General features: G+C 44.5%; 7 protein-coding genes. 1 reads left to right on the plus strand and 6 read right to left on the minus strand.

All coding sequences use genetic code 11. The annotated features are described in order from the left end of the window. Positions 1 to 70 precede the first annotated feature (70 nt). Positions 71 to 499 carry a hypothetical protein gene (locus ACLI08_RS05390; RefSeq protein ID WP_411427442.1) on the plus strand — a complete coding sequence of 143 codons (429 nt, stop codon included), beginning with the start codon at positions 71 to 73 and terminating at the stop codon, positions 497 to 499. Positions 500 to 533: 34 nt separating this feature from the next. On the opposite strand, the gene ACLI08_RS05395 is transcribed toward ACLI08_RS05390, so the two are convergent. The 6 genes from ACLI08_RS05395 to ACLI08_RS05420 all read right to left on the minus strand — a co-directional run bounded on the left by ACLI08_RS05395 (position 534) and on the right by ACLI08_RS05420 (position 19,694). After that, a complete protein-coding gene (locus tag ACLI08_RS05395) occupies positions 534 to 1,529 on the minus strand; it encodes a hypothetical protein (protein WP_411427443.1) in 996 nt (331 codons plus the stop codon). An 84-nt stretch (positions 1,530 to 1,613) separates the two neighbouring features. Beyond that, on the minus strand, positions 1,614 to 2,873 hold the full coding sequence (locus ACLI08_RS05400) for a glycoside hydrolase family 5 protein (RefSeq protein ID WP_411427444.1): 1,260 nt from the start codon (positions 2,871 to 2,873) through the stop codon (positions 1,614 to 1,616). A gap of 129 nt (positions 2,874 to 3,002) precedes the next feature. Next, positions 3,003 to 6,260, minus strand: coding sequence for a T9SS sorting signal type C domain-containing protein (locus ACLI08_RS05405; RefSeq protein ID WP_411427445.1), 3,258 nt, complete (start codon positions 6,258 to 6,260; stop codon positions 3,003 to 3,005). Between the two features lie 288 nt (positions 6,261 to 6,548). Further along, positions 6,549 to 11,792, minus strand: a complete 5,244-nt coding sequence (locus ACLI08_RS05410) for a YDG domain-containing protein (protein WP_411427446.1) — start codon at positions 11,790 to 11,792, stop codon at positions 6,549 to 6,551. 592 nt (positions 11,793 to 12,384) lie between these two features. Further along, positions 12,385 to 15,168 carry a beta strand repeat-containing protein gene (locus ACLI08_RS05415; protein ID WP_411427447.1) on the minus strand — a complete coding sequence of 928 codons (2,784 nt, stop codon included), beginning with the start codon at positions 15,166 to 15,168 and terminating at the stop codon, positions 12,385 to 12,387. A 251-nt stretch (positions 15,169 to 15,419) separates the two neighbouring features. Then, positions 15,420 to 19,694, minus strand: coding sequence for a beta strand repeat-containing protein (locus ACLI08_RS05420; RefSeq protein WP_411427448.1), 4,275 nt, complete (start codon positions 19,692 to 19,694; stop codon positions 15,420 to 15,422). Positions 19,695 to 19,849 lie beyond the last annotated feature (155 nt).

Raw genomic sequence — 19,849 nt, forward strand, 5'->3', positions numbered from 1 at the left:
GGATTTATATTCCCCGAAAAATTATTATCTTAACCATTCAGAACAAACAATTAAAACATCTACAGAAACCATGAAAACAACTTTTATAGCGTCGGCACTGGCATTGGTGCTGTTATCGTCTTGCGGGCAAACCGAAAAACCTAAAGAAATGTATTGCGGCATAGGCATGAGTGCCTTTGAGGTGATTGATGCCAAAACCATGGCGGCCAACTTTAAGTATACCGAAGCCGATAAAACCCTGCTCGCTGCCGTTACTGCCGAAGTAAAAAGTGTGTACGCCGAAAAGCCCGTAGAGGTGTATTTTTATAATAAGAAAGCGAATGAAATAGGTATTTACGTAGTAGCGCCTAACGATAAAGCGGTGGTAGAAAAAATATGTTGTGACCTGCTGCAGAGCACTTTGCCTGATTTACCCGCCACCCGAAAAATTGTTTTTTATACTAACGAAAACAATAACCTCGTAGCGGCTGTTAAGACGAAACAGGTAGAAAAGAAGTAAACAATAAACGCCCTTTATACAGGGCGTTTATTGTTTAAAACTCTTCATTGTTTGTTAGAGGGATGTTTTTTTCAATGCAATAGTTTTCAATTTCGCTATCGCTGTTAAAATAAGAATCGCAAAACTCGGTCAATTCTTTTTCAGTAGATTTGTAATATCGGTCTTGTGCCACAAGTAGTTTTTCAATCTGTTCGATAAACCTGTCAAATTCATTATTCATCTTGCAAAGTTTGTCAATAGTTTTGAAGTCTAAATCGTGATATTTTGCAGGATATAGAATTTTACTTTGATAAGGATTTGAGTTTAATTCTATTATTCCTATTCCAAAAGACTGATTCAATCTGCTCATTTCTTCGTCTAGGCTATCGCTAAATTCAAATGCTACTAAATACCCATAATTAGCCCAGCTAGAATTTGATACAGCTTGAAAGAAAGCTTTTTTGAGTTCGCTGTCACTGTTGATTTCTTTTTTTATTTCGTATGAACTTATTTTAAAGGCATCAACTTTATTAATAGATTTTAAAAAGTTTTGGCTTGTTTTTGTCTGAAGGGATAGAAATTGTATACCTACCATATCCGGATGAGTCCAAATTTGATTGCTGTCCTTTGAATTGGACTGTTCATGGAAAATGGTTTTTGAATAAATATTTTCATTCTTAAGGAATGTCGAAAGTAATTTATGAAGTGAGCGTTCTTCGTATGTTTTGTTCTTTGGTAATTTCTTTTCTTGCTTAATGTCGATGACTGCTTCGTTAATCACTTTTTTGTCGCCAGACAGTATTTCAATATCTATTAGACTTTCATTTTTCGCTAGATAATAAAAATAAGCACCGGCTTTTTTAATACGTTTCACCCTCGCATCCCCTAATCTAATGTAATCTCCAAGTTGAGCTGAAACAGTTGCTCTTGGCGTTTTTGCATCTTTAAAATCATAATAATTATTGGTGATTATATGATCAGTTACAACTTTATAATCCGTGAGTGTTATAATATCTTCAAGGCTTTTAAGTATAGCTTCTTTTATTGTCATTCTTTTGCTTGTTTGGTTCTCCAAATATAAAACAAAAACCGCAGCATTGCAGCTGCGGTCTTATATAGAAAAAGGTAAAAGAGACTATTCCACTTTTAGGCCTAAGCCCTCTATGTAGCCCTTATTTTGGAAACAATTTTTATAAACACAGTTCTCTAAGAAACCGTTTAGTGCCTGCTGTACCTTGGCACGGTCTGGCATGGCATTACGAACCTTTTCGTAGCTGCCGCGGTCTGCTTCGGCAAATTTGGTAATCAGCGGATAGTCTTCCGGCTGTTTAAAGTTCATAATACCACGGGTGTTGTCCATTTTTTTATACGGCCAGTAGGCCCAGTGGATGTTGTTTTTGTTAAGCAGTGGCGTAAACTGTGCTATCCACTCATCGGTATTTTCGCCGGTTTCGCCTATGTACACCGGCACTTTATGCTTGTCGCGAAAATCCACATACTTTTGTATGGCTTCCTGGTTTACATCAAACCAATACTTGTGGAACTCATACACCACATTATCGTCCAGTATGGTTTCAAACACGCCAAAATCACCTGCCCAAACCGACCCGTTCAGGAAAATACTGTGCTTTTTATCCACTTTACGCACATCGGCAATCAGCCTTTTGTACAGTAGGAACAAGCGGTGGTTATAATCCGGTATCTCTTTAAGGAAATAATGCGCTATAGGTTCATTGGCAAGGTCATACCCTATAACTATAGGGTCGTTTTTATAGTGCTGTGCTATACGAACCCAAATGGCACTCATTTCATCCTGGCTGGTTTTGCTGAAATACAGCCACGGATATCCTGCACTGTCATCTATGTTGTCTCCGGTTTGTCCGCCCGGGGCACAGTGCATATCCAGTAATACATACAGGTTTTCGGCGCGGCACCATTCTATTACGCGGTCCATATAAGTAAAACCGGCATTACGCGTACCCATATACAAGTCGTTAGTAAACATTTTGTAATGAAACGGCAGGCGTATATGGTTGCAGCCTATGCGTTTAAGGTACTTAATGTCATCATGGGTAATGTAAAGGTCCAGGTATTTGTGCCAAAAAGCCGCTGTACTGTCGGGCCCTACAAGCTGGTTAAGCAGCTCATCTATTTTTGTAGGCGAACTTACCTGCCCGGTTTTAAACATATAGCCTTCGGGTACCAGCCAGTTACCCAGGTTGGTGCCTTTCAGCATAATGGGTGTTCCGTTTGGCGTTAGGATTTCGGTGCCTTTTGTGTGCGGTACCTTAGTGTTGTTGTTAAAGGCATGTGCTGCCTTTTTTTGTGCTATACCCGCTATGGGTAATAGCAATACAAGGGCTGTAGTAATGCCCTTACATAATAGTTTTTTCATTAGAACAGATGTTTTGTTTTGGAAGGCTAAAGATACAAACTATTACGATGTAGCAACAACGGCATAAAAAAAGATTCCCCCGCCGGGGTTTAGCAGGGGAATCAGGTAAAGTACACTGTAATTTCTTAATTAGAAAACAACCTTTTTGCTTACGGTGCCTTTTACTGTGTTTACCTCTACAATTACAACCTGGTTGCCGGGTGTAAGATTGGTTATTTTGCCCGAAGTAGCATTTACATTATGCTGCGTATGTAGTGTACGTCCGCTAAGGTCGTATACCCTTAGATTATTAATTTGCAGGTTACCTGCATCTATGGTTACCACATCATTCTTTTTGTAAATCACTACACTGTTTTGTACTTCGTTTATAACATCGGTGCCTAATGCCGTGTTAGTATATGTAATCTGGAAACGGTTGTTAAATGTACCCGCGTCGGTGGTAAACGTATACGGCTGTTCTGCAATATTGCGTGTAATGCCCTCGTAAGTATCAGTTAAATACACGGGCTTACCATTTGCAAATGTACCTTTACGGTGTGTAACGCTAACCGAGTACTGATTTGTTGCAGCAGCCTTGAACCCTAATGCTATAGTTTGATTATCAAGCTCGTTTGGCAGCGCCTGTACTACCAGGTGCTTGTCTTGCGCAAGGCTGTAAAAATTTAGGGTGTTTTCTACTTCAAGCAGCGTAGCATCCCTAAAAATATCCATTCCTGTAGTTGCGGTAGAGCTATGTACAAGCGCTATGCGGCTGCTGTCGGTTTCACCGGTTACGTCTATAGCATATTGGTCTGTAACTTCAGTGTTCCCGGTACGGAAAAACTGGTTGTTGTGTACATCGCGCCTCATACTGTTAGTAAACGTAGCGTTTGCGCTGCTTACTGCCGATGATGTTTTAACCAAAAATCCCTGTCCCGGGTTTAGCACCCAGTTTGCAGGAGCTACCTGGTTGTTAAAAAAGTCGTCCCAGTTGTCGCCCCCGTACTGGTTTTCGCCTGTGTTTCCACCAGTGGCAGGGTTGCTTACATAGGTATCGCGGGTCATGGTAGCATAGCTACTGGCATTGCTGTTGTTCTTTTTCCGCCAAAAATACAAGGCAGATCCATTTTCTAATACGCTTTGGTTGGCATCAAAAAAAGCCTGCACATTTATAGGAGAAGGGTACGGATTACCTATTGCAGTAAAGCGGTCTCCGTTAGTAGCAAGTGCTTTTGTATAGGTACCGTTATTTGGTAGTCCTGTAAAATTTCCCTGAAACGATATCTGAGTAGTTCCGGTATTATATCCTGTTACCGTGCTGGAGTTTGGCATACGGATTAAGAATGCTTTGCCCGGGGTGAAATAGGTAGTAAGCGGATCTACGTGAAAATACCCTTCAAAGTACTGATTCATAGACGCACTAAAATCGTATTTGTATTCATAGAACCTGTCGTTTAAGGTGTTTGGTGAAAAGGTTTTTAACAGTAAGCCGCTTACCGGCGAAGCCCATAATGTATAATCCAGCCTGAATAGCGGAACCGAGTTGCGTATCATGGTTACATTACCCACGTTTGCAGTTTCGGTTTGCTGTATTAGGTGTGCATTGCTGTTAAAGGTTAGGCTGCCACTGTTTACTGAAATATTGTATTGCAGTGTAACGGTTTTATCTGTAGGTATTACTACTACGGCATTGTTATTCACCTGAATGGCGCAGCCGCTTACATTAGCATTTTCGCTATAGTTTCCGGTAAAGAAAATCACGGTGTTTATATCGGGCGCACCGTTGCTCCAGGCGGTACCGTTCCATGTTGTAGTTTTAACCGTTATAGTGCCTGTAGCATACACATTCGGGTAGCCATTTTGTGTTACCACGGCGCGTACATAGGTGGTTTGGGTTACAGCACCTATTTCGGTACCTGTTAGCGTAGCGGTGGTATTAGCTATGGTTACAGGCGATGTAAAACCAGCGTCTGTACTTTTTTCCCAACGCAGTATGTTTCCGGTATATCCTGTTAAGGTGAGGTTACCCGGCAGTGTGCCGTAGCAGGTTAGTGCTGCCCCGTTTACGGTTCCTGCTACAGGTGGCTGTAGTACGGTAACGGTTGTAGTGGCCATTACGCTTATACCAAAGGCATCGGTTACGGTTACCTTGTAGGTATAAGTGCCCGGCGTGGTAGTAGGCGCTGTTACTGAGGCGGTAGAACCCAGCCCGCCCGACCATGAGTAGGTGTACGTAGAACACCCCGTAGGCGTAGCGGTAAGAGTAGCGGTTTGGCCCACCAGGTAGTTACCGCCGCCGGTAAGTGCCACACTAAACCCTCCTTTTGTAACCGAGTAAATACTTATTTGCTGGGCAAGGTTTGCATTTGCCAGGCCTGTAATGCGTATGCCCAGTTTTGTAATAGCTGCATTAGGCGAAATCGCTACACTGGCTTTGCCGCCGCTTTGTAGCAGACCCAGTAAATCTACAGATAAAAGTGATGCTGCTGCCACAGTATAGACGCTGTTATTACCGTTGTACCCTATAAAGGTAATGTTGTTTAGCAGCCCCGCCGATATTAATTGGGGATTAATAGAAAAGCTGGCAAAGTAGGTATCTGATGCGCTTGCGCTACCTTCGTAATAAAACTGCTGTTCGGCATAGGCTGCTACACCTGCTGTACCGATGGATAGGGTAGAGAAGGTAGAGGCGCTGTTATCTATAGCACGGTAGCCGTTTGCATTGCCTGCACCCGCGGTAATATCGGCACTTACAAGGCCGCCACCGGTATAGCTGGTGTATTGTGCCAATGTACACGACGGATAGCCGGTGGTGTAAAACGCACCATACACGTCCAGCCAACGGGAAGTCAATGTACCAGCTACTCCCAGACGTGTGTTTGTGATGCGGATATTGTTAAAACTACCGGATGGAATAAAACGGATGTAGGTGTCTCCGGCTGCATTCTGGATAATTTTTACGGTAGAGCCGGTATCGTTATTAAACGATGCTGTTATGGTAGCCGAGTTTACCGATGTACTTCCGTTTAACGCTTGTACGGTAATGTTTTGCCCATCTACCAGCAGTGCTGCAAGGTCTGTAACCAGCCCGCCTATGGCGCCGCCCAGCAGGCCTTGTAGTAATGTGGTTTCGGCGTTTACTTTTATGTATACCGGCGTATTGGCACTTACGGCAGATGTAAAGTTTACCTGGACATAATTGTTATTAGATAAAAGGCTCGATGAAATGCGCGCGGCATTGGTAAGGTCATTCCCTCCGGCATTAGCTGAGTTTGTAACTCCGGAAGCACTTGCGGTAACGGTTCCTGTAGGGTACGTGTTAGTTTGGGCGTAACCAAGGATAGTAAATAATAGCAGACCGATAGCAAAAATGGGGCTGCTCATGCGTGAGTAAAGGTTGTTTCTCATAAAAAATCGGTTTAACCTCAAATTACGTTTAAACCGATTATTATGTTTTTTAAAAATCTGAATATTAGGGTATTAACTTTTTTAGCGTAGTGTTTTACCCTATTTTGTGGGTTAATTTTTAATAATATACGAGGATTATTTATTATTTAAATATCATTTTTATAGGGGTTACCCTAACCGCTTTTTTTCTTTAACACGAAATACCTTTAATGATGGGATGTAAAACGCCTAAAAACAAAAAATCCGCACTAAAAAGTGCGGATTTTGTAAAATATGGACTAAGGATTATTAGTAAATAATACGCTTACTTACTGTTCCTTTATTCGTATTTATTTCTACAATAAGTACCTGGTGTGCCACGTTTAGGTTTGCTACAGATGCCGTTGTAGCATTAATACCTTGTTGAGAATACACTTTAGCACCACGGATATCGTAAATAGTAATACCCTTTATCAGGGCAGTTTCGGTGTTTACTGTTACCGTGTTGCCCGACTTGTATACTACAGCATTTATCTGCTCTTTAGCAGGATTGTTTGTGCCAAGAGCCTCAGTGGTGTACAGTATTTCGAAACGATCATTAAATGTACCTGCTTCGGTAGTAAAGGTATAGTTGTTTTCGGTTAGGTCGCGTGTTATACCTTCTGCGTTGTCTTTAAGGTAAATATGCTGATTTTCAAAAACACCTTCTTTATTATCTATGGCAAAGGTATACGTACCCGCCTGTGGTGCTGCAAAGCCTGTTTTTACTACATCTTGTACATTAAATGCAGGTTTAGCCTGTATGGTAAGGCCCTTATCGCCCGCAAGGGTATATGTAGACAGTGTAGACGTTTCTTCAAGGCGAAGCGCATCGTAACCGTAGTCAATATCGTTAGTGGCCTCATCCATATAAACCACGTTCATTTGGCTGGCATTACCGTTAGCATCGGCAAGGTTTACCCAGTAGCGCGATGTATTAGATGTTCCCTGCCTAAAGAATGACTGCCCGCCTGAGGTAGCTACCGCCCGTCTCATGCTGTTTGTAAACGTAAGCTGAGGTGTGCCTGTAGCAGTGCTGGCAGTTTTTACAATAAAGCCTTGTCCTGCAGAAATCCTGTAAGAAGATGCATCGTTAAGCGGGAAATAACCGGCATTTACCTGGCCACCCGTTGTGGCACCATTGTTGGTATTAGCGGCAAAACCTGCAAGTGTAACCGTAGCATAAGAGCCTGTAGAAGCGCTGTTTTTCTTCCTCCAAAGGTAGATACCTGTACCTGGCTCCAGTACGCTGCTGTTTGCAGATAAAAATGCATCAACACTTATAGGCGACGGGTAAGGGTTACCTGTTGCAGTAAACTTATTGCCGTTTACATTTAGCGTACGCGTTACTGTACCATTGTTAGCAGTACCCTTAAATACACCGTTAAACTTAAGTGTAGCCCTTGTATTAAAATAATCAGTATCACCGTTATTTTCGTTTGGCATACGGATAAGGTAAGAACGTCCGGCTACGAAAGTAGCTGTTGCAGGGTTTACGTGATAGAACACCTCGTTGTAACCCGAACCGTTATTACGGCAATCGTACTCGTAAAAACGCGTTGTAAGCGTGTTTGGCGAAAACTCAGACATGGTCTGAGAACCTGTAACAGGCGAACTCCACATAGTGTAGTCGTTCCTATAAATTGCGTTACTGTCTTTTTTAACCGTAATGCTACCGCTGTTAGCTACGCTGTTAGTTTGTAGTAGCGCAGCATTTTCCTCAATAACAAATTTCTCTACAGTACCGTTATTTACCAGTTGGTTTTTAACGGTAATCGTAGTATTTGCAGGAAGCGTTACGCTTGGCCCTGCATCTAGTGTAAGGTTGTTACCTACCACCGTGCCGTTATCAAACGACTTGGCACCAGTACCCGAAAGCTTCACGTCATAGTAATCAACCGAAAGCTTGTTAACCGTTTGGGCATCGCCGGCAAAGTGTACAAGGCTGCTGTTAAGCACTTGTGATGCATAGTTTGTAGGGAAACCGTTTGTGCCGTTTATTTTTAGCGTAGTACCGTTACCCAGTGTTATACTACCACCGTTTGCATTGCGGTTAATAGTAAAGGTGCTAAGATCTAGCGTGCCTGAGTTTACCGTAAGGTTACCAATAGGGGTAATTGTGCGGTTAAGCGTTACATTAGCATTAGTAGTAACGTTACCAGGGTTGTTAAACGTAGCTGTAGGGAATGGCGACGTAGTAGCTGCATTAAATACATAGTGTGCACCTGTAGCTAAGGTTCTGGTAGTTGTTGTAACAGATGTGGCTATACCTCCGGTGTTGCTGGTAGCCAAAGTACCGCCTGCATTCAGGTTAAATACACCACTGCCTGTTATAGCATTGTTTTGTACGTTTATTGTACCTCCGTTTAATACGTTAAAGTCGTTAGTTGAGTTAGGAAGTGCCAGGCTTGCTGTTAGCTGTACTTCAGATCCCGAAGCCACATCAAAGTCAACACGTGTACCCACTGTAACTGTGTTAGCTATATTAAGTGTTTGAGGCGCAGTTCCGTTAAATACAAATTTACAGCCATCGTCAGTACTTATTATACTACCTGCAGTAGCATTAATATTACCGTTTACGTTAAGCGTTACAGAACCCGAAGTTGAATTGTTTTGGTTAAGGTCCAGTGTGCCGCCTGTCATCTCTATGTTACCTTTAACTGTGTGGGTAACGTTAGCACTTGTAGTAGCACCTGCCGAAAACTTATTTTGTTGTATTATAAGGTTTCCTCCGATTTCTACATTAGCATTCACTGTAGTCATTACAGTAGCATAAGTACTGCTTGCACTATTAACGGTCAGGTTGTTCTGGCAAAGTTTTTGTGTTCCTGTAGCACCTACAAGAGTAAACAATTTGTCTTGTGTACCAGAGTTAATATAGATGTTTCCGTAGTAATAGTCATCAGCATTCTTGCTAACTGTACCGTTTGCATCTACAAGTCTTTCGTTAGCTGTTGTTTCACTCCAGTCCCAATCTTGTATTTCGAATGTAGAGCCGTTTTTAAAGTTTTCGGTTCCATTCCAAAAGTTATCACCAAGGTTAAAAGTAGCAGAGTTTGATATCAGCGTACCGCCTGATTCTACAGTTACAGTACCTGTGCTAAGCAGGGTAACACTTGGAGTATTAAGTCGCACAGTACCTCCGTTTTCTATTGTAAGTGTACTAAGTGTACAAGAGTGACCCATTTCAAACCTACCGCCGTTTGCAACGATAACTTTTGTACCCACACCGCCTGTTGCCGAGAATGAGGCACTACTTGTAATGGTATGTTTTACAATAAGCAGGTCTGTTACTGAAGCTGAAGGTGCAGAAGCTGGTGTCCAAACTCCGTTTACAAGACGATTCCATGTAGCTGATCCCGATGGCCATGTACCGTTAGAAGTAGTTTCGTAGGTATTGTTAGGATAAGTTACTACATTAATAGCTGCTGATGCAGTACCGGCAAAGTAGTTAGTGCCCTCTGCAACAGAGATGTTTAAGGTAGTAGTACCCACTGCAAGACCCGTAATTGTAGTTCCGCTTAAAGAAGCTATACTGCCGTTTACCACGCTGTAGCTTACAGTACCGTCTGACGGGATGGTAATGTTAGCGCCCGGTAAAGAATAAGTTCCGTTAATGGTAAGGCCAATATCTGATGTTGTTATAGATAAAGTTGCCTTGTTTATAGTACCTGTAATGCCCGGTTGTGTAAGGCTATAGTTAGTAGCGTCTGCGCCTGTAAGGGCTATGGTAACTGCTATTCCGGTACCGGCATTAGCGCTGGCAAATGTACCCGAAGTACTTACCGATACCGCATCGCCGCTTACTGCGCCTACCACTGTACCTCCGCTTATGGTAGCGGCAGTAGTACCATCATAGGTTTTAGTAGTAACAGTAGCTCCGGTAACGGTTACTGATTTAGCGGTAACAGTACCTGTAAGGCCTGTTGGCTGAGTTACTGTATAGTTACCCGAACCTGTACCGCTTATAGAATATCCGGTTACGGTAATGGCTTTACCTGTACCTACTGCTTTAGTAGCAAAGGTATAGGCAGGTGAGCCACCCAGCGTTACGCTGTCGCCGTTTACCACACCGCTAAGGGTAGCAGTACCGGTTACGGCAGCTGTAGTGTTACCGTCATATACTTTTGTACCGCCTGTAAGGCCCGTTATGGTTAGTGCTTTAGCCGATACTGTGCTGCTTGGTATGGCTACAGTTACTGTGGAAGCACTTGTACTTGCAAGGGTAATGTTACCCGAGTAAGAGCCTACAGCTGTTGTAGACGCAAGGCGCACATATATAGGGGTGCTGCTTACCGTACCGCTGGTAGGGGTAAGGCTTACAGAGTTGCCAAAGCCTGAGGCCGTAGCCGTAGAAATTTCGAAACCGCTTGGTGCAGTAATTACTATAGGTGTAGTAAGGTTACTACCCGATGCCGAAAACGTACCGTTAGCCGAAGCCGTACCATAGGTAGTGCTAAGTGCATTAACTGTACCGCTGGTTGATATAAAAGGGGTGTTTGGCGATACGCTGCCGCTTGCCGTAAGGCTGCTGCTGGTGCCACCACCGCTTATGCTTATGGTTTCGCTGTTGTAGCTGCCTGCTGTAAGGCCTGCCTTAAGGCGAACGTATACAGGGGTAGACGCTAACGAAGTACCGGTGTAGGTAATGCTAGCCGTACTGCCAAAGGTGGTGTTATCTGAAGATACCTCGTAGTTAGTAGAACCTGTAACGGTAATGGTACCGCCACCGGTATTAAGGTTGCTTCCGGTAAGGTTAAACGACTGCGATGCAGACGGACCCGAACCCTGCGTATAGTTAAACCCGGTTAATGCTGTACCCGATGGGGTAAGTGTAGCCCAGCGTGCATATAGTGTAGTGTTTGCGCTAATGGTAAACGTGTTACCCGACTGGTAGGTGGTACCGCTGCCGTTAGCAGCAGTGTTCCAGCCGTTAAAGGTAGAGCCTGTTTTAGCAAGCGAACCGGTGTTACCCAGTACGGTTACCGTAGCGCCGCTTGCATAAGCGTTGCTGTCGGTAGGTGCAGAACCCGATGTGCTGCCGTTTCCGTTGTAGGTTACGGTGTAGGTGGTAGCGCCTGCTGTAATACTAAAATCGTCGACATAACGTTCTTGTGCTCCTGAAGAGCGCGTGTCCGTTAATCTTACTTTAATATTTGAGTAGGAACTTAAGTCGGCAGTATATTGTGCGTAAGTTGTACTGGCAGAGGTTATTGCTGTTAGTGTTGCAACTACCGCGTTGGTAGAAGCGTTAAGCACTTCCACCTTTAGCCCCCAGGCTGTCGTGTTGCTACTTCTCCTATAGTAGAAGGATAGTTGTGATGGCGAACTGATTGCGGGACTAGTTGCAGTTTGACCTGTAGCAGTGAAACCTAAGGCTCTATCACCATTTCGTGGGTTGTTGACAGTAGGAGCTGCACCACTAAACGTCCAGTTACTTAAGGTGGTGCTTCCTGTATCAAAACTTTCGGTGATCTGCGCCTGTACGGAGCTGGTGCACAATAAAACTATCATGCACGTGAGTAGCGTCCACAAATTACTTTGTAAATTTTTTAGCATAAAATAGGCATTAAATAATTTTCTCTGTTTGACAAGTGTATATTGGGAACTGCAAAGTTATATAAAATTTGTCACAAAAAACACTATAACAGTTAATTATGTAACTATTAAAGGTTACCTTAAGGTTAACAACCTAATTTATCATTTAAATAAAAAAACCTCCCTTATGTTACCAAAAGAGAGGTTTACCACCAAAACCACACCTTACCTTGGTTTGGTGGCACAGGTTGTTTTCTACCCAAAAAAAACTTATATATGACATTAGATGCCTGTGTTTAACCCGTAAGCATCAGGGGCTTAAAAAACCTCTCCGGGGTTTAGCATCCGGAGAGGCGGTGCACCAATGCCGCAGGTACATCCCTGCCGGCACATTCACTTTCTGGGGAATTTAACGAGGGCTCGTATATTTTTCCCTTTTGCTTACACCCTATATATACGATAGGGTTTACTTCATGGTTTTAAAAAAGTAAAAAAATGCAAAAAAAAATTCCCAACTGTTGTAGTTGGGAATCTATCTGATTTAAAAACAGATATTTACATTTAGGTATTAATAAATAATTTTTTTCGAAATCGTTCCTTTATCAGTAATTATCTGTGCTATAAGCACCTGGTGTGCCACGCTGCCCAGTGGTAGCACGGCTGTGGTTCCGTAGGCGTTTTGGGTTTGCACCAGCCTTCCGTTAAGGTCGTACACCGCAATTTTCTGCAGGCTGCTGCCCTGTGTACTCACGTGAAGATTCCCGTCCTGTATATATACCATGGCGTTTGCCTTATTAGTATCTGTAACCGAAAGCGCCGCGGTAGTGTAGCGTAGTTCAAACCTGTTGTTAAAGGTTCCGGCTTCGGTAGTAAACTCATAGCTTTTATCGGTAAGGCTGCGTACAATGCCCTCTGTAGTATCTACCAGATAAATGGCCTGCCCGTTGTTAAAAACACCTTCAACCCTGTCCAGGTTTATGGTGTAGTTCCCTGCTGTAGGTGCTGTAAAGCCTAAAGGCACCACATCGGCAGGGGTAAAATCAGGGCGTGCCTGTACGGCCAGTTCCTCTGTGCCAGATAGGGTGTATATGTCGGCAATGCCGCTTTCGGTAAAGCGTTTGCCATCCAGGGCAAAGTCGTTCCCCGTGGTAGCACCCGGCATATATACTAATGCTGCCTGGCTAAAGGCGGTATCGCTGTTGCTAATGTTTATCCACATACGCGAAATGGCACCCTCTGTAGTACGCAAAAACGCTGTACCCGCACCCGGTACTATACGGCGCATGCTGTTAGTAAAGGTGGCTACCGGGCTGCCTGTAACACCGCTTTTGGTTTTTACCAAAAAGCCCTGCCCTGGTGCCAGTAGCCAGTTGCTGCTGCCCCCGGTAAAAAATCCCGATGCATTTTGCCCGCCGGTATTGTTGGTGGCGTTTTGCCCGCTGCCGTTTGCCGTGTAGGCGGCAAGGGTTAGGGTGGCATAGCTGCTGGTATTGGTAGCATTGCGTTTCCTCCACAGGTAAATCGCGCCATTACTGTCTATAACGCTGCTGTTTTGGCTAAAAAAGTCGCTTACGCTTATCGGCGAAGGGTAGGGGTTGCCTATACTGGTAAACCTGTCGCCATTTGTAGAAAGCGGTACGGTTATAGTACCGTTGTTTGGCGTTCCTGCAAAAGTACCGTTAAAGCTAAGGGCCGTGCTGCCGGAGTTAAATCCGTTTACTCCCGCGGCGGTATCGGGCATGCGTATAAGGTATCCCTTGCCCGGTGTAAAGCTGTTTGCCGAAGCATCTACATGGAAGTATGCCGATAGCGGCGTGCCAGCCGAGTTGGTGCCATAACGGTATTCATAAAACCTGTTGCTTACCGTTTGCGGACTGAATGCCAGCAGGTTTTGCCCGCTTACCGGTGCGCTCCATAACGTGTAGTCAAAACGGTACAGGTTGTTACTGTTTTTGTACTGAGTGATTTGCCCGGTGTTGCTTACGTTATTGGTTTGTACCAAAGCACCGTTGTTTTGTATGGTAAGTGCGGTTGCGTTTCCGTTATTAATAAGTCTGTTGTCTACCGTTAGTGATTTAAGGCTTTCTATGAGTAACGATGTGCCGTTGTTTACCGTAGCATTATTAGCCACGCCCACGTTAGCACCCAGTTTCTTCTGCCCGCTACCCGATAGTACCAGGTTGCCATATTTCTGGCTGCCCGGTGCGGCTATGGTTTGGGTAGTACCGTAGTATTCTACCGTATTGGCACTGTTGACGCTGTAGGTAGCATAACCAGATGGTAAGGTGTTGGTACCGCCTATTTTAAGCGTTCCGCTGCTTAGGGTTAGTGTTCCGCTACCGTTAGCCGTATAGCTGCCAAGGTCTAACGTCCCTCCCGAAAGCGTAAGCGAAGCCGGACTTATATTGGCGCCTAGCGATACCGTTCCTGCGGCAACCTCAAGGGCGTTCATAGCTGTAATGCTTACACTGCCCGGAAATGTGTAGCTTCCCGAAACGTTTAGCTTAAGCGTACCGTTGTTTGTTATGGTACCGGCGCTTACCATACTTCCGGTAAGCGTTAGCACCGCCCCCGAATCTATAACCAGTGTACCGCCGCTTTGCAGGTTTACCGAAGCCAGGGTTTGGTTCTTGCTTATTTTAAGGGTAGCGCCACTGTTTACAGTAACGCTTGCCGTAGCCGGCAGGGCACCGCTGTTGTTGTTAAGCTGTAGCGTACCGGCCTCTACGGTAGTAGCACCCGTGTAGGTGTTTACGGCGTTAAGCTGTACTATGCTGTTTTGTTTTATGGTAAGGCTTCCGCTGCCGTTAATCACACCGTTTATGGTAAGGGTTTTGGCATTAGGGCCGTACACGTTTATGGCATTACCCGCAGTGGTAATGGTACCGTTTAAGGTAAGGCTACCGTTTATGGGGTTAAACTCTGTACTGTTTTCAAACGTAATATCTGGCGAAATGGTGTGTGTAGCGGTAGAGTAGTTTTCTATCTTACACGCCGCGCCCACCTTAAAAAATATTTTCCTTCCGGCAGATGTAGTTATGGTGCGGCCTACAGTGGCACCACCGTCAAAAAGTATTTGATACGCGCTAAAATCATCCGACGAGTTAAGGTTCATCGAAGTTTGGTTGTTGTTGTCAAAATGTATGTATTTAGCGCCGTAACAATCAGGGCGTTTCCTAAACCCGTTCCATGGCGAAGGGTAGAACCAGCTACCGTCAGATCCTGCATCGCAGGTGCTTCCCCATTCCCAGTTTCCGTTTGGTGCTTCGCCGCGCCAGTATATTGCTATCTGGGCATCAGCAGCATACGGCAGGCATAAAAGTACTGTAATAATAGGTAGTAATTTTTTCATACAGAAATGATTAGGTTACTATTATTTATTAAATAGATATGTAAAACTACATCGTATTTATATATCTGCAAGGCATCAATCGTTTTCGGGGTATTCTACAACGTTTGCGTGTTGATAAGTTTTTAATTTGGAAGGATTTTTTTACGGAAAGTGGAATTTTAAGCCTTTAATATTGGCTGTAAAAAGAAAATCCCCCACTAGCCGGGCTAATGGGGGATTTATATGGTAAACCGCAAAAGGTGTGTTTTGTATTAGAAAACAATCTTTTTAGATACGGTTCCCTTATTGGTTTTAAGCTGCACTATTATTACTTCCTGAGCTGCGTTAAGCGTGCTTATGGTAGTAGCATTAGCAGCTACATTGTTGTTTTCATACAGTTTCCTGCCACGGATGTCGTACACGGTAACAGCGTTAATAATCGCGTTGCCGGTATTGGCATAAATCGTAGTACCTGATTTGTATACCGCAACAGCGTTAGCATCTATAACAGTATCTGTACCCAGTGCCTGTGTAGTATACAGTAGCTCGAAACGGTTGTTAAACGTACCGGCTTCGGTAGTAAAGGTATAGCCGCCGTTAGCAAGGTTGTACACCAGTCCTTCGGTAGTATCGTATACAAACACATCCTGTCCGTTTGCAAACACACCGTCTTTATTGTCTAATGTAAGTGTGTACGTTCCCGCTGTTTCGGTAACGTAGCCCAGTTTTACAGTATCGTTGGCTTCAAATGCCGGGCGTGCCTGTATGGCAAGCTCCGTGTTTTCTGCAAGGGTATATATTGATATTTTGTTATCGTTGTAGCGTGTACCGTCGTAGCCTGCGTCTATACCTGTAGTAGCACCGCCCATGTAGGCCACTGCCATTTGGGCTGCTGCACCGTTTGCGCTTTTAAGGCTCATCCAGTAGCGTGACTTACTGTTACCTGCCTGCCTGAAGAATGCCTGGCCCGATGCCGAAGCGCTTCTCCTCATGCTGTTTGTAAAGGTTACCACCGGGTTGTCGGTAGCCGATGCGCTGGTGCGCACTATAAAGCCCTGGCCCGGAGCCAGTGTCCATAAGCTGTTGTCTGCCCCGAAGTAACCTTGCTGGTCTTCGCCACCAAAGGTAGCACCCGACGCCGTAAAGCCCGCAAGGGTAAGCGTAGCGTAAGAGGCCGATGCTGCACCGTTTTTCTTCCTCCACAGGTAAATACCCGATGAAGGATCCAGCACTGATGCGTTTTGCGTAAAGAAATCTACCACGCTTATAGGCGATGCATACGGGTTACCCGTACCGGTGTAGCGGTTACCGCCTGTATTCATGGCTTTGGTTATGGTCCCGGTATTTGGCGTACCTGTAAATAGCCCTGGGTAGCTTATGGCTGCAGTACCTTCGTTATAACCGGTAGCGGCGTTTTGGTTTGGCATACGGATAAGGTAACCGTTAGCCGGGGTAAAGGTGCTGGTGCCATCTACATGGAAGTACGCCTCTACCATAGTGTTGCTGCTGTTTAACGCGTACTTGTATTCGTAGAAACGACTGGCTGTTGTGTTAGGTGAAAAATCCTGAAGGGTTTGTGTGCCGTTTACCGGAGACGACCACAGGGTATAATCAAGCAGGTAAAGCGGGTTGCTGCTTTTGTTTACGGTAATGGCGCCTGTTGCAGTGCCGCTGCCGTATTGTACCAGCGAACCGTTGTTCTCTACTACAAAGTTATTTGGCTGCGCATTGTTTACTATGTTTCCGTATACAGTAACGGTAGTATTTGGCGCTACGGCAAGATTGTAACCGTTGTTTAGGGTCAGGTTTTTTGCAATAATGTTGCCGTTAACCGCTGTGTCGTAGTTTGCGTTAAGCGTTACGTTAATATCGCTTGTTAGTGTGGTCGCAGGCACCCATGTAGCGGTAGACTGTCCAGATGGCACTGTCCAGGTTACGTTACCTATAGGGGTAGTAAAGCTGATAACGTTACTGTTTACAGATATACTATTGCCCAGAACAGTACGTACCCTGTAATAATAGGTAGTGTTATCGTTAATGTTAGTAGTTGCGTTTAGCAGGTTGCTGCTTACCGGTATGTTTTGATATCCGGTAACGTAGCTTGGCGTCCAGCTGCTAAAGGTGTGCGAACCCAGGTTAGCCACGTTGTCTTGATTACTTACTTCCCACTCTGTGCTAAGGGTAGGGAAAGAGGTTGCCGGGTTTACGGTTAAGCCAGATGTAACGGTGGCCTTACGGCGAAGGGTTTTTTCGGCGGTGCTGAAAGAGCCCGATGTCCATGCTGTACCCGGGTCGTAGCCTATGCTACCTATAATATCTACATAAGCCCCGGTAGAAATTTTTATAAGTGCTATAGCATCATCCCCGCTGAAGTTAACTGCCGAATTGCTTTCTGCTGCTCCGGTGTACACAGCTGCCGAAGCGTTTTTGTACACTTTTGTTTGCCCGTCTAATAACGCTCCTGTAAGCTGTACTTCTGTATTAGCAGCACCACTTCCGTTTGCGTAAGATGATAGTTTGTAGTCAGAAAGGTCTACCGTGTTACCGGTACCGTTATATATTTCTATATACTTGTTGTTTGAAGAACCTTCTACATATTCAGAAAAGAAAAGGTCTGTAGCGCGTGTACCTGTACCAAAGGTAGGGCTGGTACTTAGGTCAAGCTGGTAGGTTGCCGTAGAAACCGTATTCCAGTTAGCGTTAAAGCTGTTGGTAGCTATGTTAGTAGCCGCTGTAGCCACCGGAGCGTCTATGGCGTTGGTTACAAAAGAATTCTGGAAACCGTAATACGTACCGCTTGCATCGGTAATTTTAGCTTTAAAATAGTAGCGGGTAGATGGCGTAAGGCCGGTAAGTACCGCGCTGTAGCCACCGGCCGCTGTAGTGCTTGCCGATATTACAATACCTGAACCGTTAGCAAAGCTTGCGGTAGAGTATTCAAATTCCAGTGCGGTAGGCGTATAGCATCCTGTAGTATAGGTAGCGCTTATGGTACCTGTAAATCCTGTAATGTTAGTAGCCCCTGCCACTGTAGTAATGGTAGCTAGGGTATTAATACCCGCACCCGATGTTGTAATGTTAAACTGTGCAGTAGCATTAGCACCTGTGCCTGCAACGTTTACCGTACCGCCATAGCTTTGTACCACGGTTGGTGCAAATTTTACATACACGGTAACCGAAGCGCCGCTATAGTTAGTAATGGTAAGCGTATCTGTATAGGTGCCGTTTGCTGTAAGTGAGTAGCTAAACCCGCTTATTGCAGGCACGGTAATGTCTGTTGTGTCTACAATGTTAGCGCCTTCAAACGTAAAGGTGCCTGTTGCGGTGGCGTTTATACAAACATTGCCAAATGAAAGCGATGATGCTGTAAGCGTTAACGATGGCGCTGTAGCAGAAAGCGTGTCTAACGATGCACTGGTTCCGTATGCTGTGGTTAACGTAGCATCGGTGTTTTGTGCGGCAACATCTACGGTGTAGGTTGTACCTGCTGTAAGCCCTGTTATGGTTTTTGTACCCCAGTTAGCAGCAGTTTGGTATACGGGGCTTGCGCCCAATGTTCCGTTGGCCTGTACATACTGGCTTCCGTTTACACGGATGGCATAGGTAGTAGTAGCGTTGTTTCCGTTAGCGTTTACAGTAACATCTATACTGGTTTGCTGTGGGTTACCGAGTGTAGGTGTGCCCGGTATAGCGGCTGCGGTATAAAAGTTGTATTCGGTGCCGTAGCCCGTGCCACCAAGGCTGTTAGTAGCGTAAGCGCGATAATAATAACGTGTGTTGCTGTTTAATGAAGAAATGCTGCTTGTAAAGGTACTGGTACCTGTCCCTTCGTTTGTTTTTGTGGCAAGGGCTATCGTTGGGGCGGTAGCTGTATTCCACACCACACCTTTTGCAGTAATTGTTCCCGTGCCTACATCGCTAATACTACCTCCTGAAGTCGCGGCAGACTGTGTAATTGCAGTTGCACTTGTAGTTGTTACCGTAGGGGATGGCGGGGTTCCGGTTAATTTTACGTCGTCTAACCTAAATTGTATAGACCCAGATGTATTGGTAAAGCGTAACCTTACATTGCTTGCTGCTGGTATTGCTGTAGTTGCTGTAACATACTCCCATGTAGCCGAGGTCGTTGTTCTTGTGTAAGCTACATTGGTATAATTTGTACCATCGGTGCTGTATTGCACTGTAAGTGCCGTAGTGGCAGCGGTGTTACTCTTATAATGCCCAAAAGAAAGTGCTATATTAGTGTAGCTGGTAGTGTTTATACCGCCAATTTCAAAATATCGACCTGCGGTGGAAGTAAAAAAGATATTTCCACCTGCTGATGCACTTGTATAATTTGAAGGCGTAGTTGTCCTTACGTCGGCCGTTCCGGAGAAAACGATAGGGGTTGTGTTCTGAAATGTGTTAGCAGAAATAGCAGTGTTAGCCGAAGGCGAACCCATGTTTTCTGTGAAGACTGTTACCTGCCCGAACGATATTGCGGGGGATAGCAATACCATTAACAGCAGGCAGTGCCATGTTGTTTTGTTAAGTAGTGTTTTTACCATTTTCGTGTAGTGATTTAGGTTCAATGCGCTATAAATTAACACACTGCAAATATACTCCATGATGTTAACTTAACATACGGCTGCACTACTATTGTTTATTATCTTTATGTTAAGAATTATTTTGTGATTTTTTTACATAAATTTAAAAAACAATC

This window comes from Flavobacterium sp. RNTU_13 (assembly GCF_046614455.1).
Classification (GTDB): domain Bacteria; phylum Bacteroidota; class Bacteroidia; order Flavobacteriales; family Flavobacteriaceae; genus Flavobacterium.

Coding starts and splice junctions, on each gene's coding strand:
- ACLI08_RS05390 (WP_411427442.1), top strand. CDS start 71: ATGAAAACAACTTTTATAGCGTCGGCACTGGCATTGGTGCTGTTATCG.
- ACLI08_RS05395 (WP_411427443.1), bottom strand. CDS start 1,529: ATGACAATAAAAGAAGCTATACTTAAAAGCCTTGAAGATATTATAACA.
- ACLI08_RS05400 (WP_411427444.1), bottom strand. CDS start 2,873: ATGAAAAAACTATTATGTAAGGGCATTACTACAGCCCTTGTATTGCTA.
- ACLI08_RS05405 (WP_411427445.1), bottom strand. CDS start 6,260: ATGAGAAACAACCTTTACTCACGCATGAGCAGCCCCATTTTTGCTATC.
- ACLI08_RS05410 (WP_411427446.1), bottom strand. CDS start 11,792: ATGATAGTTTTATTGTGCACCAGCTCCGTACAGGCGCAGATCACCGAA.
- ACLI08_RS05415 (WP_411427447.1), bottom strand. CDS start 15,168: ATGAAAAAATTACTACCTATTATTACAGTACTTTTATGCCTGCCGTAT.
- ACLI08_RS05420 (WP_411427448.1), bottom strand. CDS start 19,694: ATGGTAAAAACACTACTTAACAAAACAACATGGCACTGCCTGCTGTTA.